Source organism: Bradyrhizobium diversitatis (assembly GCF_016031635.1).
GTDB classification, from domain to species: domain Bacteria; phylum Pseudomonadota; class Alphaproteobacteria; order Rhizobiales; family Xanthobacteraceae; genus Bradyrhizobium; species Bradyrhizobium diversitatis.
The window spans coordinates 93,765-114,648 of record NZ_JACEGD010000007.1; the positions used below are offsets into that span (position 1 = coordinate 93,765).

Annotated in this window: 12 protein-coding genes; 6 read left to right on the plus strand and 6 right to left on the minus strand. The window is 56.9% G+C overall.

Annotated features, from left to right (window positions below; genetic code table 11):
* Window positions 1-24: 24 nt before the first annotated feature.
* The 4 genes from H1B27_RS08615 to H1B27_RS08630 all read right to left on the minus strand — a co-directional run bounded on the left by H1B27_RS08615 (window position 25) and on the right by H1B27_RS08630 (window position 3,528).
* Window positions 25-1,032: an SGNH/GDSL hydrolase family protein gene (locus H1B27_RS08615; protein WP_197965729.1), complete on the minus strand. Its 1,008-nt coding sequence runs from the start codon at window positions 1,030-1,032 to the stop codon at window positions 25-27.
* Between the two features lie 95 nt (window positions 1,033-1,127).
* Window positions 1,128-2,963, minus strand: coding sequence for a carbamoyltransferase family protein (locus H1B27_RS08620; RefSeq protein WP_197965730.1), 1,836 nt, complete (start codon window positions 2,961-2,963; stop codon window positions 1,128-1,130).
* Window positions 2,964-2,966: 3 nt separating this feature from the next.
* Window positions 2,967-3,119 (minus strand): DUF5989 family protein, encoded by a 153-nt coding sequence (locus tag H1B27_RS08625; protein WP_197965731.1) that lies wholly within the window; start codon window positions 3,117-3,119, stop codon window positions 2,967-2,969.
* A 7-nt stretch (window positions 3,120-3,126) separates the two neighbouring features.
* Window positions 3,127-3,528: an SxtJ family membrane protein gene (locus tag H1B27_RS08630; RefSeq protein WP_197965732.1), complete on the minus strand. Its 402-nt coding sequence runs from the start codon at window positions 3,526-3,528 to the stop codon at window positions 3,127-3,129.
* A gap of 1,427 nt (window positions 3,529-4,955) precedes the next feature.
* On the opposite strand from H1B27_RS08630, the gene H1B27_RS08635 reads away from it, so the two are divergent.
* The 6 genes from H1B27_RS08635 (at window position 4,956) to tnpC (ending at window position 12,021) form a co-directional block, all read left to right on the plus strand.
* Complete coding sequence (locus H1B27_RS08635) at window positions 4,956-6,308, plus strand: coproporphyrinogen-III oxidase family protein (RefSeq protein WP_197965733.1); 1,353 nt, start codon at window positions 4,956-4,958, stop codon at window positions 6,306-6,308.
* 17 nt (window positions 6,309-6,325) lie between these two features.
* Window positions 6,326-7,270 carry a methyltransferase domain-containing protein gene (locus tag H1B27_RS08640; protein WP_197965734.1) on the plus strand — a complete coding sequence of 315 codons (945 nt, stop codon included), beginning with the start codon at window positions 6,326-6,328 and terminating at the stop codon, window positions 7,268-7,270.
* Between the two features lie 376 nt (window positions 7,271-7,646).
* Entirely contained in the window at window positions 7,647-9,323 is a 1,677-nt protein-coding gene (locus H1B27_RS08645) for an outer membrane beta-barrel protein (RefSeq protein WP_197965735.1), read from the plus strand.
* A 328-nt stretch (window positions 9,324-9,651) separates the two neighbouring features.
* Complete coding sequence (tnpA, locus tag H1B27_RS08650) at window positions 9,652-10,047, plus strand: IS66-like element accessory protein TnpA (protein WP_197965736.1); 396 nt, start codon at window positions 9,652-9,654, stop codon at window positions 10,045-10,047.
* Window positions 10,044-10,391: an IS66 family insertion sequence element accessory protein TnpB gene (tnpB, locus tag H1B27_RS08655; RefSeq protein WP_197965737.1), complete on the plus strand. Its 348-nt coding sequence runs from the start codon at window positions 10,044-10,046 to the stop codon at window positions 10,389-10,391. The genes tnpA and tnpB overlap by 4 nt, the downstream gene beginning before the upstream one ends.
* 94 nt (window positions 10,392-10,485) lie before the next feature.
* Window positions 10,486-12,021 carry an IS66 family transposase gene (tnpC, locus tag H1B27_RS08660; protein WP_210343276.1) on the plus strand — a complete coding sequence of 512 codons (1,536 nt, stop codon included), beginning with the start codon at window positions 10,486-10,488 and terminating at the stop codon, window positions 12,019-12,021.
* Between the two features lie 727 nt (window positions 12,022-12,748).
* Here the strand turns inward: tnpC and H1B27_RS08665 are convergent.
* Complete coding sequence (locus tag H1B27_RS08665) at window positions 12,749-14,125, minus strand: MATE family efflux transporter (RefSeq protein WP_197965739.1); 1,377 nt, start codon at window positions 14,123-14,125, stop codon at window positions 12,749-12,751.
* 40 nt (window positions 14,126-14,165) lie between these two features.
* Window positions 14,166-20,597: a non-ribosomal peptide synthetase gene (locus tag H1B27_RS08670; RefSeq protein WP_311976933.1), complete on the minus strand. Its 6,432-nt coding sequence runs from the start codon at window positions 20,595-20,597 to the stop codon at window positions 14,166-14,168.
* Between the last annotated feature and the right edge of the window lie 287 nt (window positions 20,598-20,884).

Genomic DNA, 20,884 nt, shown 5'->3' on the forward strand with positions numbered 1-20,884 from the left:
GGTTTTCCGTGGAAGAGGATTCCTTCAATTTACAGAGCCTCGAAAGTCTTCGGGAATTTGGGCCACTAGGACTCTCATAATTGACTCGGCGTAGAGTCCGGCCGCTTTACCGTTTGGGTGGGAGTCTGTGTTCGTGACCCAGAGGGACTGTGGGGCTTGATTTTCCACAGCCGGAAGAAGGTCGAGAAATGGTATACTGAGCGCTTTCACCTTGGAGGCAACGAGACTCGTTATATCCTGAAACGGATATGGGGACAGCTCGTGCAGTTCCGGGTAGTTCACTACAATGAGTTTGATGTTTCGCGCCTTGCAATAGCTCGCAAGTTCTTTCAGGGCAGCTTGTGCAACCAACCAGCCGGGTTCATTCGCTTGGTAGAGACCGCGATAATAGTGCTGCCAATCCGCCTTGCCGAAGTATGTTCGCAGAAGGGCATCGAAACGACCCGCGATGAATACTGCTGAATAGAAGTGCTCTAGAAGGAAATTCTCCGTCCTTCGCGGCGTTGGCTCTGCGTCATTGATAAAATAGTTCAGTACGACGATGTCAGGCTTGTATACGTAAGCCTTTTTCATGAAGTACGTCGCTTCCATAGCTGTGTTGGCATTTCCAATCCCAGCATTTATGACCTCGAATTTCTTTTCCTTCGCGTTCAGCAATCTTTCCAATCGGTATGATGTGACGTCTTCAGGTCTTGCGCCCCATCCAAACGTCAAGGAGTCGCCCAGCATCATGATTCGGACTGTGCCATTCTCTTTCTCCACGGAATGTTCGCGATCGCGCCAACCTGCTGAGTTGATTGTGACTGGCACCCCCATGTAAACTCCACGCTTTCCAGGGCTATGTTCGTGCCCTGCGCCGGGTATGTCACTAACCACTTTCAGGTCTTTCGCGTAGCGCCACATTTCGATGTCAAAGTTGGTGCCGTCTGCCTGGGTTAGACGCACATAGAATTCCAGTAGGGCGACAGCCGTAATCAGGCTAGTAGCGATTGAAAGCATTCCGAAGATTGCGTTTTTTGTTTTGACATCCATGTGGATGGTTTTCCTCGAAATGCGCGCTGAAATCGTTCGTACAGGAGGTAGAAAACATGACGGCTGCCGGGCGCACAGCTTGAACGCGTCGCGTTCTAGTCGAGTTCATAGCAACGACGATAGTTCTTCATTAGCGTTCTGCTCTGGTCTTCCTTCCGTAAGAGCGAATTGCCAACGGCCAGCATTTCGATGTCCGTCCCCATGAAACAGCGGAACGCATCCTCTGGAGTGCAAACGATCGGTTCTCCTCGCACGTTGAATGAGGTGTTCACGAGAACAGGGCATCCGGTTAGTTCCTTGAACTTCGATATCAGTCTGTGAAACCGCGGATTGGTCGTGTTGTCCACAGTCTGCACGCGTGCGGAGTAGTCCACGTGAGTGACGGCCGGAATTTCCGAGCGCACGACGTTCAATTTATCGATACCGAAGAGTTGCTTTTGCTTTTCCGACATCGGCAACTGCTTGGTGCTCAGCACGTCGGCCACAAGGAGCATATAGGGGCTGTCGGAATGAAGCTGAAACCATTGCGACACGTCCTCTCGCAAAACACTCGGCGCAAATGGGCGGAACGACTCGCGATACTTCACCTTGCGATTTAGTTGCTTCTGGACAGTCGGTGAGCGGGGATCAGCAATAATGGAACGTCCGCCGAGCGCTCGCGGGCCGAACTCCATCCGACCCTGCATCCACCCAACCGCCTTACCGTCGATCAGAGCATTTGCGACACTGTCAATCAGTGCTTCATCGATTTCCGCCGTGAATACCGCGCCCGCCTGTCCTAGACGCTCTTCGATTTCGCGCTGACTGAACTCCGGTCCGAGGTACGCGCCGTTCATGCTGTCGCCCGCATGGATGCTCCTCGGCTTTTCAAGCATGAGATGGTAGGCAGCCAGTGCTGCGCCCACTGCGCCGCCGGCGTCGCCAGATGCCGGCTGAATCCAGATGCTGTCGAAGAGCTTCTCCCGCATGAGCTTTCCGTTCGCCACACAATTAAGCGCCACTCCTCCTGCGAGGCAGAGATTTCTCTGGCCGGTTGTAGTCCGGATTTCTTTTGCGAGCCTTAGGACGACCTCTTCGGTAACGGCCTGAATGGAGGCCGCTAGATCCATCTCCCTCTGCGTCAACGCAGTTTCCGGGCGCCTGGCCGGGCCACCAAATAGCGTGTCGAAGCGACTATTGGTCATTGTTAGTCCGGTACAGTAGTCAAAGAAGCTCATGTCCAGGTGGAATGACCCATCCTGCTTGATGTCGATCAGGTGCTCCTTTATCAGTTGCACATACTTTGGCTCGCCATAGGGCGCCAGTCCCATTACCTTGTACTCACCGGAGTTCACCTTGAAACCGATGTAGTACGTGAACGCTGAGTACAACAAACCAAGCGAATGCGGAAAGTGAATCTCCTTGTAGACTGATAGTTCCTTTCCCTTACCGATCGCAAGCGAGGTGGTCGTCCACTCTCCGACACCATCCATCGTTAACACTGCTGCTTCGTGAAATGGCGACGGGAAGAACGCCGACGCTGCGTGACTGAGATGGTGCTCGGAAAAGCGGAGTCGGCTCGACCAATCAACATCATTCCCGAGGTGCTCGTTCAGGGCCTCAGCAATCAATGTTCTTTGAAACAGCTTGTCCTTTAGCCAAACCGGCATCGACGTTGCGAAGCTCTTAAATCCCTTTGGCGCGAAAGCTAGATAGGTTTCAAATATCCGCTCGAATTTGCTAAAGGGCTTGTCGTAGAAGACTACATAGTCGACGTCGGTTGGACATAGCCCTCCAGCGCGGAGACAGTAACGAGCCGCACAGGCAGGAAAGCCTGAATCGTGTTTTTTCCGCGTGAAGCGCTCTTCCTGCGCGGCAGCTACCAGTTGGCCCTCTGAGACGAGACAAGCGGCCGAGTCATGGTAGTAAGCTGAGATACCCAGGATATTCACTGGTCAGAACAGCGTGTAAACGAACGGCGCCATGACAGAGCCCTGCGCCAGAACTAGCAGAGCGGCGACGACAACCATGAGAAGAATTGGGGGGGCGAGCCACATCTTTTTGCGAACACGCATGAAAGCCCAGAGTTCCTTGATGAAGAGAAACATATTCGCCTCAGAACTGGTGTGTGAAGGACTGCCCCGTCGGACCTGGCGGGCTACGACTGATCCAGTAACTTGCGACCGGTCGTCGCTTCAAATGAAGCTCATCGCGCCCGAGCAAGCGAGCGACGAAGGCGATCGGTACTAGAAGCCCGAAATAAATGATGCCCAGAACCAGCGGGCTGACGATCCGTCCAAGCAACTGGCCGAAGTAGAACCAGAGCAGGTTGGGCGATGCGAGAATTCGCGGGACGGTCAACGCTATGCCGCCGAATGCGACACCAACCGCAAAGAGCGACACGTAAGCGGCAGCGAGCTGTCCCTTGATGGCCGCGCATACGCCCAACGCAAGAAAGACAGCACAAAATGTGAGGCCGAAGCGTCGATTGGACGGCAGCTTGGCCGGCACTCTCATGCTATGCCCCCTGCTTATCGCGACTCGCAAGAATGGCCGCGCGGTACATACTCCGATACTGCGGCGACCTGAGCCAGAAGTTCGGACGACATCATTCCAGGGGCGACGGCTCTCGCGACGGTTCCGTTGGTCTCCGCGAAGTCGAGCCAGCCTGTGCTGGATGGCTGCAGAATCGCTGTGACGTGGACGGCTAGCGCAGCCCCTGCTTTCTGCGACAGTCCGAGTGGAGACGGCACTCATGCTCTCCTCGAAGTTCCCGTTAGCGTTGACGGCGCCCGGCCAGGGTTTGGCAATGATCGTGCCAAGACTGCGTCAGAGAAAAAGCCCGTGCTTCGAAAGCAGATAGTGCTCGCGAGCGGCCTATCAGAACATTGTTGTGATCCCGACCTAGCCGCAGACCGCTGTTACAAACCCGACAACATCGGCATAACAAAGCCCGCGTTTGCTAGCAGTGAGGACAGTCACCAGCGCGCGCTCACCAGGACAGCACCGGCTTCGCGCTTGCAGGCTCGTTTCGTTCGGATCGAGGTCGTCCGATAAAGCTCGAATGTGAATGGACAAACGGACGCCTCAGCTTCTCAACTTCGCAAAAGCAGCCGCAGGAGCGTCAGCATCGCGCCGCCCGCAGGCGGCAGGACGCGGGATCGACCGCCGTTCTTAAGAGCGATTAAGGGCGACAGCTGAACCTGAGGCGCCCGGCGTCAATCCTGTCGCATAGTTCACCGACGTCCTGACAGGTATCATTAACGGACGGCCAAATCGCGTCGACCAGCTACTGCCCTGGCCACTCAAGTCCTCAAGCAGGTCGCCTAAGAACGACGGAGATTGTCGGATGGTCGAACACGATCCGCTACGTCGGGTGACCGGGGTGCCTAGGTGCTTAGTCCTGAGGTCAAGTGGATCGGATCGCGTCGCATCCGCGACACGTGATGCTCGGCCGACGTGGCGCTGCGCTCGCGGTTAAGTTGTTGAACAAGATACAGAACGACTTTTCTGGGGTCGTCTTACGAACTTGGCACGACTCTTGAGTTTCTCTCATTGCGCGGCGGCAGGAGCTGCCAACCGGCCTTACTTACTGATCTACGCATTTGAAGGAGCCAACAATGAAGACCGATATGTCACCCGATGGTCTGCCCGAATTAACTCCTAAATAAAGCGACCGCAACTTCGGGAAGGTGGTCTTGACCGGTTGCGGGAGCAGTTGTCGGAATCGTGGCGCAGCAGCCGCTGTAGCTAATATGCGCGCGTTTGGCTTCTTGCACATAAGCCGCACGATTCGACTAAAGACATAAGGGGCGCAAACGCCATACTGAATGCGGTTTAGCAGCTGCCAGGGACACTGCTGATTGTCATCAGTGATCAACTTGTGGCGCTCGAGACGACGGCGTTCAGGCATTCAACTGCTTCGGCAATCAACGGGTTAAGCCATGGATCGTCTGGATTTTCTTCGGACAAACATAGCGAGCAAGGAGCTGCCAACCTATGTCTACGGCTATCCTTCGAAGCGAGCATTTCGGGCTTTTCCCCAGCCCATTCGCATAACTGACGTCGTTGAGCAGGCCAATCGCTCAAAGCAAATCAACATCTATATCCATATTCCGTTCTGTCGCTATCGCTGCACCTACTGCACGCTTTTTGTTACAACGCGCCATAGACGAGAGACCCGGGCGTCTTACGTCAACCGACTGGTCGAGCACATCGCTCGATATGGAGAATACTTCGGAGATCGAGAGGTTGTAAGTATCTATTTCGGCGGCGGCACTCCAACCCTTCTGACGCAGCATCAATTCAGTCAGCTTTTCGCCGCTCTCGATGCAGCCTTTCCAAAACGAAGCTCGCGATGTGAGACTACGGTCGAGAGCACGCCAGACTCCTTCGACAACAACCTCCTGGATAGCCTGAAGGCACTTGGCGTCGACAGAATGAGCATGGGCATCCAAAGCATGGAACCCGACGAGCTTGCGCACTCTGGCAGGCCATATTCGCTGCAGACTGCAAAAGCGGCAATCAAAGCCCTCATCGCGCGTTTTTCTCACGTCAATCTTGATCTGATCTTCGGCTTGCGTGGTCAAACCCGTGACTCTTTGATCTCCTCGCTTGGCCGGTTGCTCGACTATGAGCCGCAGACACTCTCTCTGTATCCCGCTGTTGTTCGTCCGATGACGAGCATCACTATCTCGAAGGCGCACAATCCCAAACTATTCCTCTCTGAGGCGGAAAAGTATGAGGTCTACGATCAGAACGTCGCCCTGATGGAGTCCAAAGGTTACCGCCAGGAATCCTTCACACGCTTCACCAGGATCGCTGGCGATCATGCCTACCGGCAGGAGGCGTCGGATTTCAAGGGAACGCCCCTGCTAGGAGTGGGGGCCGGCGCCAGGAGCTATTTTGGCCAATATCATTGTAGCACGGACTATGCCGTAGCCTCGCGTGCAGCTTCGTCCATCATCAACGCCTTCTCGGCTCGCCCCTTCGATCCCGACGCGATAGCATCGCACGGAATCAGGCTGACGCCGGAAGATCTTCGGCGTCGTTACGTCCTGCTTGGCCTCACGTTGTCAGCTTTGAGCAGAAGTGATTACGCTGCAGTATTCGGACGAGCGCTCGCGGCTGATTTTGGCGACGAATTGAAGGCCCTTGAATCTTTGCAACTCGTGAATTTGGCAGATGGTGACGCTTACCAACTGACGCGAACGGGATTTAAGTACTCCAGCATCATAGCTCGGATGTTTTACTCGGGCAGGATGGCAGCCCTCGAGGAACAATATCAGGCAGCGTAAGGTCCGGCATGCAAAAGATGGCGAAGGATTCACACTTTTGGTGGGACACGGGCTACGCCGACCACGACGTCTCGTGTATGGGTGGTCCGAGTCCCGAAATCTTCGAGATAACCCCAGCTCTTCGCGCCGAGAGTGTGATTGTCGAGCTGGGTTGCGGCGAGGGGCGCAACGTCCTCTATTTGGCTCAGCTTGGTCATCAGGTCATCGCAAGCGATATATCTGAAGCCGCTGTCTCCAAACTGAATTGGCTCGCAGTCGCTCTTGGCGTGAATATAACGAGCGGTGTTGCTCCTGTTGAAACGTTCCAGTCGCCTGCTTACCTCGACGTCTTTATAGCGCACTGCGTGTTGCATTTCACGGAACGGGCCGTCTGGAAACCGCTCGTGACGGTCTTAATGGACCGGACACGGCCTGGGGGGTTCCATTGCTTCACCAACACGCTCGATCAAGCAGACCATCCTATCCCTGCGGAGAGTTTGGCATGCGGTCACAAGAACTCATTCTCGCGTGGAGAGCTTGAGGCGATCTATGCGCAAGCCGGCTGGGAACTCTTACGGTCCGATCATTACATTAAATGGGACTCGCACCCCGGGATTCCAATTCATTCTCACTGCATCGAGAAGGTTGTGGCTCGTAAGCCAATTGGATCTGAAAATCTCCCGCGAATGAGAGCTGAGCCCATCAAGGCAGCCAGAGTAATTCCGGCCAAACAGTTTGAGGCCTTGAAACTTGGCACACAACGCGCTGCCGCAATTGACATGTTCGGGCCGCCGTCAGGCGGGCAGATGATGACAATCGCTCAAAAGACAGTTGGAGGCAACAATCAAGAAGCCATAGCCGATGGCTACGTTCGTGAGGATATGATCTATGGCGATCACGGCCTTCAGTTCGTTAACGGTACGCTTGCCGGCAAATATCGATACTTTACGCCCCCGAAGCGCTTAATCATTCGAGATGCGTGATCCTTGAACGGAAGTTCTCACTGGCCGCCTTGGCCGCTGGGGGTTCGCATTGCCCTTGTCCAGCTCAAAGGCACTTATTGCAAGGTTGCGAGGAGACTGGAGCCAGAGACGAACCACATCACAAGGGAGCGGTGACGTATTCAATCCAGAATCGCCGAGCACGGGGTGCGCGCTTTTTGTCCGTCATCAGACACGTCGCGTTTCAACTTCGCCAGCCCTGAGAGGCAAAGACGACGTCGCCAACGAACACCGCAAGCAATGCATGTCGCGTGCGCTGGCCTGGATCGTGCACACCATCAGGGCGTGGAAGCGGCGCCAACGACATCGGCCATTCGGGTTTGAAGGATGGCGCGCGCGTTGTATTTCGTGAGGTGAGATGCGATCTCTTTCTTGGGGTGCAGCAACAGCTGCGCTCGTTGCAAGCGGTGCGGTCAATTCGGCAGATCTTAAGCCCCCAGTAAAAGTCCCAGCGGTGCTGTGGAGCTGGAGCGGTGGATATTTCGGCGCGCACGTCGGCGGAGGCTATGGCCGGACATCATTCACGGATCCGTACGGTCCGTCACTCTATGGGGACCTCGTCGATACGCCAGTGTTCCTGCTGGGAGGTCAGATCGGTTACAATTGGCAGAAGGACCGCTGGGTCTTTGGCGTTGAAGTGGATGCCAGTGGCGCTGCGTCGAACGGTACCAACACCTGTCTTGCCGTTTCCGGATCTGTTGTGAGCGCAACCTGCAATGCGAGTCCAAACGTCTTTGTCACCGGCACCGGGCGCCTCGGTTACGGGTTCGGCTCGCAGGGACATACCCTGGCTTATCTCAAGGGAGGTGTGGCCTGGCAACACAATCAGGGCGATGTCGTCAACAACCAGGAATTTAGCTGGGCGCCACAGAATGCAACTCATTTCGAGTATGGTCGAGTCGGCGGCACAATCGGCGCCGGCGTCGAGCAGGCGATCACGCCTGCATGGTCCGTTGGACTTGAGTACGATTATCTGTGGTTTGGTGGACCAGGTGTGGCAACCCCTCCGACCGCAAGGCTTCCGTTGGCAACCGTCCCAGCCAACATCACCCACCCGTCCAGCAGCTATCATATCGGCAAAATTGCTCTTAACTATCATTTCGGTGCTGATCCGACGACGCCGGGATGGTTCGAGACGCCGCCATACGGGGCAAGGCCCACTGTCATCGCGTCGCCGATTGCCTTCACTCGGGGTTGGTCGCAGGAAAGCGGCACACGCTTCTGGCTGAGTCGCGGAAAGTTTCAATGGGGCTTCGGGAGCGAGCTCGCATCAAGACTCACCTATCACAAGCTGGATGGGATCTCCGGTGAGTTGTTCGAACGTGTGGACAGCCCATGGGGGATATTCCTGAAGGGCAATATCGGCGTCGGCCGCTTCAACAGCGGAAATGTGAACGATGAAGATTGGGGCGCGGGCTTCGCCTATTCCAACACGACATCGGGCCAGGCGAACGGAAGATTCATGTACTACACGGCCGATGCGGGTTACGATTTCTTGCGCGGCACCGCCTTCAAAGTCGGCGGGTTCATGGGCTGGACCTACTACGGCCAGAACTCCGACACGACAGGATGCACGCAGATCGCTTCCTCACCGCCATGCCATCAAGCAGTTGGCGGAAAGATGGTCATCGGCAGCCAAGACACTGATTGGAATGCGCTGCGCATCGGTCTGAGTTCTGAAACCATGTTGCTCGACCGCTGGCGCGTCAGCGCCGATGTTGCTTACCTGCCCTGGACAAGCTTCCAGGGCCGTGACAACCATCTGTTGCGAGACTTGACGTTCTTCAGCGATCAACGCGGGAGCGGTGGCGGTGGTGTGCAGGTAGAAGGTACTCTCTCATATTTCCTCACCAACAATTTCAGCGTCGGTATCGGCGCCCGGTATTGGGCCATGTGGACTCAAAAACATAGCAAGATACTCCCCAATGAAGCCCAACGGGAGGACAGCTCTCCTGTTGCCTTGGGGGTCTTTCCTGCGAACTATCGCATGGAGCGATGGGGCACGTTCCTGCAGGCCTCCTACAAGTTTGACTGAAACTGCTAGCTCGCCGCTCCAAGCTTCGGAAGGCGTAACTATAGATGACGAAATCGCGGAGCTTGGGCTCGCGTCGGGCGGAGACCGAGAATAACGCTGCGTGCTTTCGGGCCGTTCAAGCCCGAAAGCACGCATTGCTTTGCCTCAGCTAATGGCTAGGGCCATTGGATACCAACCGCTTTCTTGATTGGTGCCTGCCGCAATCGGAAGTCACTGAATCTCTGCAAGTTGAACGTTCCGAGTACGCATCCGACGGGCGCCGTCTTGTCTGACGCGCTGTAATTCGCCAAGCCTGTGACCTTAAGTCTAGCTTTAAGGTCATCGGGCGATGCGAGTCGAGGTTTTGGGCGGGCTGGAGCGGCGGCGGCGCTGGTCGCAGGATGACAAGGCGCGGATTGTCGAGGAGACGTTGGCGCCGGGCGCAAAGGTGACTGCGGTCGCGCGTCGCAACGGAGTAGCGGCCAGCCTGGTGTTTACCTGGCGTCGACAAGCCCGGACATCCGAACAGGTCGTACCATCTTTTGCGCCGGTGCACATCGCCGCCACGGAAGCGGAAGAAACTTCGAAGCTTTTACCTGCGGGTGATAGCCGAGGGCGATCTGTGGTGGCCGCGCGTATTGGGTTGATCGAGATCGACCTAGGCAACCGGCGACGTATCCGAGTGGACGCGCACGTCGATCGAGAAGCGCTGGCGCGGGTCCTCGATGTGCTTGAGCGCCGATGATTGCCATACCGGGTAATGTGCGGGTGTGGCTTGCGACCGGCCACACCGATATGCGCCGCGGCTTTCCAAGCCTTGCGCGGTTGGTCCAGGAGACCTTGAAGCGTGATCCGCACGCTGGTGATCTCTACGTTTTTAGGGGTCGCCGCGGCGACCTGATCAAAATCATTTGGCATGATGGCCAGGGCGCGTGTCTGTTCACCAAGCGGCTGGAACGCGGCTGCTTTGTGTGGCCATCACTGGCCGACGGCGTTGTAACGGTCAGCGTTGCGCAGCTCTCCTATCTGCTGTCCGGCATCGACTGGCGGATGCCGCAGGCAACCTGGCGTCCACAGGCTTCCGGTTAAATCGAGCGGGATTTTTTGCGACGAATATGGTTGATTCGTCTTCGTGACGACACACGCCGATCCGCTTCCCACCGACCTTGCCGCTGCGCATGCGATGATCATTGCGCAGCGCGAACAGCTGACGCTGGCGAAGAGCGAAGTGACCGTCGGCCGGCTGGAAATCGAGCGGCTGAAGCTGATGCTGGCCAAGGCACGGCGAGAACAGTTCGGGCAATCTTCTGAACGTGGCAAGCTGCTGGTCGAGCAGCTCGAACTTGCCATCGAGGATCTTGAAGAGACTCAGGCGGAGCAGGAAACCAAAGCCGAGTTCGCAGCACCAGAAGCCGCCAAACAGAAGCACGGGCAGAATCCACGGCCGTCGCGACGCTCCTTACCGGAGAACCTGCCGGTCGAACGTATCGTCGAACCCGCGCCTTGCGCGTGTGGTAAGTGCGGCAGCGAGCGGCTGCACAAGCTTGGCGAGGTGATATCAAAGACGCTGGAATGCGAGCCGCGGCGCTGGAAGATTATCGAGCACGTCCGCGAAAAGTTCTCCTGCAGGGATTGCGAGGCGATCACAGAGGCGCCGGCGCCCTCCCATCCGATCCCGCGAGGCTTTGCCGGACCGAACCTGCTGGCGATGGTGCTGGTCAACAAGTTCCTGCTGCATCAGCCGTTGAACCGGCAGAGCAAGACTTATGCTCGTGAGGGGATCGAGATCGACGTCTCGACCCTCGCGGATCGGGTCGGCGCCTGCGTGGTAGCACTCGATCCCATTATTGAGGCCATCCGGATCCACGTCATGAGCGCGGAACGCATCCACGCCGACGATACGACGGTGCCGGTACTGGCCAAGCTGAAGACGGTGACCGGCCGGATCTGGACCTATGTTCGCGATGACCGGCCGTTTGGCGGCACGGATCCGCCGGCGGCCCTGTTCTACTACTCGCGCAACCGGGCTGGAGAGCACCCGCGAAGCCATCTTGCCGGCTATGTGGGCCTGATGCAGGCCGATGCCTTTGATGGATATAACCAGCTCTACAAGGCCCAAAGGAAGCCGGCTCCAATCCTTGAAGCGGCCTGCTGGAGCCATGGCCGAAGAAAGTTCTTTGATCTGGCGAAGTCTGGAGAGGCGCCGATTGCCAGCGAGGCCGTGCGGCGCATCGATATCCTGTTCGAGATCGAGCGCACCATCAACGGCAAAACGCCGGAACAGCGACTTGCGGTGCGTCGTGAGAAGTCCGCGCCGATCGTTGCTGATCTCGAGATCTGGATGCGCAAGCAGCGGACCTTGCTCTCCTCAGGCAACGATACTGCAAAGGCGATCAACTACCTGCTCAACGGCTGGGCGGCGTTTACCCGCTTCCTGGACGACGGACGCGTCTGCCTCTCGAACAACGCTGCCGAACGAGCGCTACGCGGCGTGGCTATCGGAAGACGAAATTGGACCTTCGCCGGTTCAGATGCTGGCGGCAATCGTGCCGCCGCAGTCTATACCCTGATCGAAACCTGCAAGATGAACGACGTTGATCCGCAAGCCTGGCTCGCTGACGTGCTGGCCAGACTTCCGGATTACCCCATCAACAGAGTCGCCGACCTGCTCCCGTGGATTTGGAAGGCGGACCGAAGGTCCAAAGCGGCTGCCGCCTGAGCGCTACGGCAGACCGGCGCGCTTGGCCGGGGTGCTGGCCGGATGCGTACCGTTCCGACGCAGTCCTGCCATTTTCTGGTTCGACCCGTCTGCCACAGCCCGCCAGTTCGTAGCGATTGGAAAGGCTCATCTTGCGGCGTTGGCTGGAGCATCGATCTGCTCAAGCGTTACCTTCAACGCCTGGCGCGCATCCATTCGACGTAGGCCGCAGGTCCCGGGCAAGCAGTCCACGGCTTTCTTTGTAGAATCTGATCAGCTCGATCAGGCTTTCCGATTGCGAAGTCCGTGAACGCCTTGACGCCGTCTTCGCCGAGGCCTCAGACTCAGATCACCCTGGGTCTCCATTTCAATCGAGATGTAGCCCAACCTCATCTTGATCCCGGGGTGATGGCGTGATGGACCTTGTTCACGTGTACAGGTTCTTCTGGCCGCTGATGCCGAGCCGCGCGACGAGGAGATCGCCGCGAGCGTTTGCGTGAGCGGCTCGACCGTGTCGCGGACCAAGGGCCGTTTCGTGGAAAGCAATATGGAGCAGGCGATGAGCGAAGAGCCGCGTCCCGGAGCAACCCTCGCGAAGCCCAGCCGCAGAGCACCACAAGTGAACAGGCCGAGAAACACCACTATAGCTGCATGGCTCCTGCACATCACGTGCGTCACTTCTTGAGAGCACCACCTCCACGGCTATGTAGGCTCAATGCTCCGGTCCGCGACGATGTCCGTAGTCAGATTAACCCGCGATCCCGATCGGCCTTGAAGTTGCGTGCCGGAGCGCTCGCCTGAGCTCAGCAAACTGGTGGAACATGACAAACAGTGCAATCATTCCAGCACCCAGCTCAGCGATCGCCTGACTGGCCAACAGCCCGTTGAAACCCGATATGACTGGTAAGAGCAGTACGGCGGGTATGAAGAAATAGCCGTGCCTGGCCAAGGAGACAATCACGCTGAGGCGTGCTCTCCCGAACGACTGAAGCATCGTCGTCACGAAACTCTCAACACCAAAAAGCCAAAAAAAGAGATGGAAAACGATACAGGTCAAGACGGCAATTTCCGTGACGTTCTCGCTATCGCTGAACAGCTTGACCAAAGGTCGGGCAAAACTCACAACGGCCGCAGAATACGCAACCGAAAGCGCGACAGTCATGAACAGCATGAGCTTTGCAGTCTTCCATACGCGGGGAAGATCGCGTGCGCCCCAACCGAAACCCAGGACAGCCTGAGAGCCCATACAAAAGCCGGTGACAGGCAGTGCGCCGATCGTCAGCAATCGCACAGCTATTCCCATGGCCGCGATGCAGTCGTCCCCGAACGGCGCAGCAGCTCCGTACAAGAGCATAGAGGCAATGGCAGACAAAATGCCGGTCATGGTGGCTGGCGCTCCTATGAACGCGAGCTGTCTGATGCGACTTGTTCGCAATGAGACGTAAGATATCTTGACGAGGACTATCCCGCGTAGCTTCGAAAAATGCGCAATATAGAGGCCAATGGCAGCGATCTGAGATACCAGTGTTGCCAGGGCTGCGCCTCGCACACCGAGGTCCAGTAAGAAGATGAAGGCCGGATCGAGCACCGCGTTCAGTATGAAGGCGGTAAGCATCGTCCACATGCTGAAACGTGTGTTGCCCTCGGCTCTAACGATGAAGCCGTTGACGATGTTTAGAAGCATCAGGGTGTACCCGAACAATAGCGTCGCCGCATAGTCGAGCGCCACGGGCATGATGGTTGGAGTCGCCCCGAGCGTTACGAAGATCCGTCGCAAGTTTAGCAGTAGGAGAACCGTAAGCATGATTCCGATCGGAGCGGCCAGAGCCAGTGCAGTACTCGCGCCTCTACTCGCCTCTAGGTACTCACCAGCACCAAGGTGACGAGATATGAACGATGCTGTTCCGACACCGATCCCCTGACCGACCGCCGCCAGCAGGACCACGACAGGCAAGGTCATGCTGACAGCTGCGATCGCTTGCGCGCCAAGTGCGCCAACAAAGATCGCATTGACGGCCTGCTGTACCGCGTTAATCGATAGGCCAACAATAGACGGAATTGCGAGCCGCAGGATAAGGCCCGAAAGATTGGCATCCGATAGATCGATGTTCTTCTTCTTTGCCATCACATCTCAAACGCTTTGGACGATCACTTCCTCATCCAGCTCATTCATGGATAACAGTGTCGACGGCTCTTCCGAATTCGCTCATCGTCAGCAACAGCTCCTGATGCAACACAGTGCAGAAATTATGGGTCACCTCATAACCGATCTGGGTTGGATCATACCTTGTTTCGATCTGTAGACGGCCGGCTTGGTATCCGACATCGAACCAGAAGAGGTGACTCGCGGCCGCTTCATCCATGTCTTCGCCGATCCAGATTGGAGACGGTTCCTGGGTTAGGAGACGGCGCGGAAAATGGCGCTGCAAACCCGCTCGATAATTCAGTCCGATTTTGGGTAAGGGCAGACGATCTATCCGGCTCCGCAGGGCTGGATCTCGGGTTAGGAATTTCAGGGCCCGAAACCCTATTCCCCTGCGTGGCAGGACATTGCGCTGGCGGTTTATTGAACGAGCACGATCGGGACGGGGCTCCGTTCCGGAAAGACTCAAGGAAAGCGGAACGAGTTCGCTGATATGGCCAATGATCTGCGATGGATCAAAATCTTGAAAGAGCTGACCTCGGGTCGACGTAAGGCTATCAATCCAGAGCGAATAGTTGCCGAAAACACGTCCACAGGCGCCGGATATGGCGGCAAGAAATACGTCGATGTCCTTACAATGCGCCGATCTGGCTGCGATATTGAGGAGATCAGCTGTGGCTTCGTTCCCAATCTCCAGATGATGCTTCGCCTGATCTTCCCGAAGGAATCGGCGATTTGCGTCCTCCTTGCGGCCTTCAAGGTGTGCATAATGAAGCTCTCCAGCGGTCACTTCCGAAAAGCTCGCGCCCCCCGCCGAAATGGGGCTCACATGCAACTTGAACTGAGCGTGGTCGATCCTCTCCCAGTATTCGAGTTCGGCTGGCGCTTCGCTGTTCGCGTAGTGCTCAAGGCGCTTCAACCATGAAGAGAGCATTTGCATGTTCTCAGGACTACTCAGGGCGTGGCCTGAGCTAAGGGCGTCGTACGCCGCATCCAATGCTTCCAGGAACAGTCGATAGCCTATCCCGTCCGCTACGAAATGATGCATCAGGACCAGCAGATAGTAATCGCCGCTCTCCGATGTGCGGAACACCGTGACGTTAACAAGAGGCGTCCGGCCGTCAAACACAAACATATGTTGTCGTCTTGCAGAGATGCTCTCGATTGCCTTACGCTGCCGCGGGCTGGTCATTCCGACAAGATTGATCTCCTCCACGAGGCGCTCGCCCAGGGAGGCTGCGATCGTCAGACGTAGACCATCGTCGGTTCGCGCGATACGGAGCCTGAGGCCTTCGTGGCTATCCATGACATGGGCAAGGGCGCGCTCCAGCAGCCGGATGTCCAGTATCCCTCCGGGCAGGAAGAACAGATCGCCTATGTTGTAGTGCTCATCGAAGCCGACAAGAGGCTTCCAAGAAGCGATTGCGGGGCTAACTGGCAACGAGCCATCCGCGGAAGGGGCGGTAGGGAGTGTAACCGTCGCTCCATCTGCCGCCAATTCCCTAATGGTCGGCGTTCGATACAGTTGGTCAACGGTAAGATTCAGCCCGGCTTTGCGCGCCAACGTCACGCAGCGCACGCTCAGGAGAGAATCTCCGCCGATATCAAAGAAGACCTGATCAATTCCGACCCGCTTGACGCCCAGTAGATCCTGCCAGATTCCAGCAAGAACACGCTCCTTCCCTGTGCGGGGCTCGGCAGATGGAGCAGGCCCGACCTCGCGGTAAGGAACCGACATCAGGCCCGCACGGTCTATCTTCCCGCTCGTCGTGAGGGGGATACTGTCAACCAAACGAAAGGCTGCGGGAATCATGTAGGACGGCAACGTGTGACGCAGGTGGATGACAATATCTTCAGAGCTTAGAGTGTCGCGCGCGGGAATCACGCTGGCGATCAAGCGACAATGGCCGTCCATGCCTTCTGGGACGACCGCCGCCTTTGCGATTGCCGGATGAGACTCAAGAGCCTTTTCGACCTCCTCCAGCTCAATGCGATAGCCCCGTACCTTGATCTGGTTGTCCGATCGGCCGCAAACCTCGAGAAGGCCGCTGGTTGAGATGCGCGCGATATCGCCACTTCGATAAAGGACGCTGTATTGTCCGCTGCCATAAGGATTCGGCACGAAACAACGAGTTGTCCGCTCCTGATCCCGCCAGTACCCAGCGCTTACGCAGCGTCCCGCGATGCAGAGTTCACCGGCGGCTCCGACAGGGACTCTCTTCAATCTGTCATCGAGTACGTAGATTTTGACGTTATCGATTGGGCGCCCAACGGGCACGAGCGACGCGCCGTCGTCGGCATCCGACGTTTTGTAGACTGCGGCGTTGGATGCACATTCCGTAGCGCCATAGAAGTTCCACAACGGCACGTCCGGGAAAGACGCACGCCAGCGAACGGGGAGCGAAGACGGCATCGGTTCAGCGCTGCTTGTGACGAACCGCAAGGAAGTGGATCTTGGCTGCCGTTCTTGGGAAGCTATGAGGCCGGTCAGGAGTGGCGGCGAGGCAAATAAGTGCGTCGCGCGACGTCCCGCCAATGTGCACAACAACAGATCTGGATCCAGCAACTGCTCGTGCGCCAGGATGAGCGTGGATACGCCTCTCAGAAGCCCGCCGAAGTATTCCCAAGCGGACGCAACAAGTGATGCGGACTTCTGGACAACCATTACGTCAGTATTGCCGAACGGAGCGCTTCGCCACATCCAGTTCAGTCGATTAAGAACTGACGATTCCGGGATGAGAACCCCCTTCGCCTTGCCGGTCGAGGACGACGTGTATATCAGGCTCACAATTTGCGGATCTGATGGTCCGCCGCTGAATATACACTCGTGCGGGGGCGCACGGCGGCCTTGCCGGGTCAACAGACAAATCGACGGCAGGTCAAACCCGGGGTCAGTGGTATTTGCGTGAACCAAAAGCTTTGCCTGACTATCTCGGAGGATATGGTCGATCCGATCTCGCGGGTAATCCGGGGATATGGGGACAACGATTGACTGCAAGGCGCGTGCCGCAAGAATAACAGCGGCCACGTCAGGCGATCGGTCGACCAGCATGGCGACCCTGTCGCCAGCCTCAACGCCAGAAGCCTCCAGCAACGACCTGGTTGCCCTTACGCGCTCACGCAGATCGCCGAATGTGATCTCACCGAAATCACCAAAATATGCTACCCGGCTGCAATGAGAGGCGCTGATTTGCTCGAACGCTTCGACAAGTGGACATTCAGTCGAGTATGACTGCGCCGAGCCATCCAACGAGTCCAGCATAACGACATCCGTCGCGCTGAGGCAGCTCAGATCCTTAACGGGCGCAAGCGGATGATCAACGCAGGCTGCAATCAGACAGCGCAGATTATCAGCCATCCGGCCGATGAGGTCGCTGGAAAATATGTCTTTGGCATATGCTAGCTGGAGCGCAATTTCATCGCCTTGATCTTGTGCGTACAAGGTCAGATCGAATTTTACATAGCCGGTGTCGTATTCGCGGAATGTCAGATCTAACTCTTGTTGGGCAGGTGGCTCCGTGGCCTCGGAGTACATGTTGAACATGACCTGGAAGATCGGCGATCGTCCCGCTTCGCGATGTAGCCGGCCATCCCTTACCATCCAGCCGAACGGATATGCCGAATTTGCGATGGCATCACTGACCAGACCCTGGATGCGCAAGGCATGGACCGCAAAGGACTGACCGACATCGATCGCGGAGCGGATTGGCAGCATATTCAGGAAAAAGCCGACAATGTCGGCACTACCCGGTTGATCCCGTACGGCGTGCGGTATGCCGACGATGAGATCGTCTTGACCGCTATACATCCTCAGCAGCAATTTGAAGCACGCGAGAAGGGTTGTCGACGTGGTGCACCCATGTCGACGCGCAAACTCCCGTACCCGGTTGGAGAGCTCGCTGCCAAGCAGCACCGAATGCGAGGCGCCGCGATGAGAATTTGTCTGCGGACGCGCTTGTCTTGTTCCAAGCGAAAGCACCGGCGGATCATCACCAATCTGACCGCGCCAATAGCTACGTTGGTTAGCCAGCGCCTCTGGAGCCGCGTGCTGTTCTTCCCAAACTGCGTAGGTCGAAAGTGAGGCGCGGTTCTTTGGCAAAGACGGCGCGGCATGCAGGTACGTTTGTCGAAGCTCTCTGAGCAGAACAGAGATCGACCAGGCATCTAGAATAATTTCGTGAGCGGTGATCAGTATCAGATGGTGGTCAGGGCTAAGACGGATCATGCGCCCGCGAAACAGATTGCCCTGGCTGAGATCAAAGCTGCCGTTCAGCTCTGTTCGCCGCAACTCTGCGATCAGCTCCTCAGCTTCCCGCGCCGACAGATGAGATGCATCTGCCAATTCAAGGTTTGCACATTGCGGAGCATCAAAGAGCTGAACGGGACCATCCTCGTCGATAAAGCGAGCAGAAAGTGCCTGATGCAAGCGAACGACATCGGCCCAGGCGCGACTGAACGCGGCCAGATCGATGATGCCTCTTATTCGCAGGCCGCCTTGAATGATGTAGTTCTTGGCAGACGGATCGAGCTGGGAGAGAAACCATAGGTGTTCCTGAACTCGCGTCAGAGGCGATCGCGCGAGCTTTCCGTACGCCGGGCCTATGCACGGTTTGGACTCGCCTGGGGTCGAGATCGACGCCGCAAGAGATCGTATCGTTCCATTCAGGACGAGCCTGAAATCCGTTCTCACTCCGAGCTCGGTCTGCAATTGGCCCAATATGAGCATTGCCCGTAGCGAGTCTCCGCCGAGGCTCATGAACTGATCATTCACGCCAACGTTCTTGATGCCGAGAATCTCTGACCAGATTTGACACAGCCTGGCTTCAACCTCTGTTCGCGGCCTCTCGAATGGCGTCGGCATTGGCGGGCGAACACTGGTCGGGTCTGGCAATGCTCCAAAGTCGACCTTTCCGTTTCTGGTCCGTGGAATACTGCCGACGTGGATGATCCTTTCTGGGAGCATGTATGTGGGAAGCGCTTCGGCAAGAAAGTCCAAAAGCTCGCATTGCGTCACTTCAGCCGGAGCTGACACATACGCGACGATACGTCTCGATCCGGTTTCGCGCTCGGAACCGGTTATGTCTCGCGCCGTAAGCTTCACGCCTGCGCAGACGGACGCCACCGCGACAGCGCCGCTTACCAAGTGATGAGCGGAGAGACGGGCCTCGATTTCTCCCAGTTCAATTCTGTGCCCGCGGATCTTGACTTGACGGTCCCGTCGACCAAGACATTCCAAAAGGCCATCGGAACGAACGCGCCCGAGATCACCTGTCCTGTAGAGGCGCCGGAAGGACGGATCGTTCGAGAACGGGTTTGGCCCAAACGCATCCCTGGTGCGGACGTGATCATTGACGTAGCCAGTAGCCACGCCAACACCGCTAACGCAGATTTCGCCGACCTCTCCCGTGTCGCACAGTCGAGATCCATCGGTGATGTAGACCTCAAGATTCGCAATCGGCTTGCCGATCGGCACATAGGTGTCAGCCACCGCGGGCGGTATGGAAACCAGGTTGTGCGTAACACCGTCGGCGCACTCGGTAGGCCCGTAGTGGTTTAGAATGGGGACCTTTGGATATAAGGCAAGCCATGCGCGCGCCAGCCCGGGTGTTAGGGGTTCTCCAACCGTGGAAATAATCCGCAAACTGTCCAGAGCACGCTCTGCCGCCGCAAGGCGCTGCAGATATTCAACAAATACTGCAAGCATTGACGGGACGAATTGAGCAACCGTCACGCCGTACCCTTGAATTGCTTGTAGAAGCGATACTGGTGATTTCAGTGTCGCATCATCAATGATCGTGATACTGGCTCCGACGCAAAGCCCTGCCAGAAGCTGCCACAGCGAGATGTCAAAACAATGCGATGCCGTCTCGGCAATGCAATCCGTTCGAGTGAGGGTCAGGGCATCAATTTTTGCCGCCAAATGATTGTTTAGGGCTGCACGCGCAATCATTGCGCCCTTGGGCTGGCCGGTCGAACCAGACGTAAACAGAATGTAGGCGTGTCCGTCCGCGCTCGATGATGGGACGAAAGACGAGGGCTGGCGCTCACGCAGCTGCGCCTCTATCGGCATGAATTGGATGGTGCCTTTGCTGCTCGATTGGAACAGGCCGAGCGACTGCTGCTGGTCGGGACCAATAATCAGAGCACAGCGACTCTGCTCAACTATGAACGATGTACGTGAAGCCGGTAACGATGGATCGAGCGGTAGGTACGTCGATCCGGCCTTCAAAATTGCGATGACCGCCGTCGCCCAGTCGAAGCCACGCTCACCCCAATATCCGACGACAGCGCCCCGAGCGACATGTTCTCGTAGCCTCCTTGCGAGGGTATCCGATCTTAGTCGCAACGCCTCGTAAGTGAGTTCGTCTGCGCCGCTCCTCAGCGCAATTCTCTTCGGATCCGATCTTGCAATGCCATCGATCGCAGTGATCGCCTCGATCGGTTGAGGTTCCACATACGGAGTTTTGTCGGGTAGATCTCGGCTAGGCACACGCGTCCCCCATTCATCGCCTTCTGGGGCCTTAAATCAGAACACCGATGATCCTGGTTGAGGGTATGCAGTGCGTAGCCCACAGGTATCGGCCAGGCATACTGTGCCGTTTGTCCGTTTCTTAGCTTCCCGTCCTTTGCGTTCACCACTGTTTCCTCGATGATGTCAGGGGAACACCGGCCGGACGCTAAGGCCTCCAATTTGCGTTCGCACCTACCGGATCTTGTAGTCGACACCCGTCAATCTGCATG

Coding starts and splice junctions, on each gene's coding strand:
- H1B27_RS08615 (WP_197965729.1), bottom strand. CDS start 1,032: ATGGATGTCAAAACAAAAAACGCAATCTTCGGAATGCTTTCAATCGCT.
- H1B27_RS08625 (WP_197965731.1), bottom strand. CDS start 3,119: ATGTTTCTCTTCATCAAGGAACTCTGGGCTTTCATGCGTGTTCGCAAA.
- H1B27_RS08630 (WP_197965732.1), bottom strand. CDS start 3,528: ATGAGAGTGCCGGCCAAGCTGCCGTCCAATCGACGCTTCGGCCTCACA.
- H1B27_RS08635 (WP_197965733.1), top strand. CDS start 4,956: ATGGATCGTCTGGATTTTCTTCGGACAAACATAGCGAGCAAGGAGCTG.
- H1B27_RS08640 (WP_197965734.1), top strand. CDS start 6,326: ATGGCGAAGGATTCACACTTTTGGTGGGACACGGGCTACGCCGACCAC.
- H1B27_RS08645 (WP_197965735.1), top strand. CDS start 7,647: ATGCGATCTCTTTCTTGGGGTGCAGCAACAGCTGCGCTCGTTGCAAGC.
- tnpA (WP_197965736.1), top strand. CDS start 9,652: ATGCGAGTCGAGGTTTTGGGCGGGCTGGAGCGGCGGCGGCGCTGGTCG.
- tnpB (WP_197965737.1), top strand. CDS start 10,044: ATGATTGCCATACCGGGTAATGTGCGGGTGTGGCTTGCGACCGGCCAC.
- tnpC (WP_210343276.1), top strand. CDS start 10,486: ATGATCATTGCGCAGCGCGAACAGCTGACGCTGGCGAAGAGCGAAGTG.
- H1B27_RS08665 (WP_197965739.1), bottom strand. CDS start 14,125: ATGGCAAAGAAGAAGAACATCGATCTATCGGATGCCAATCTTTCGGGC.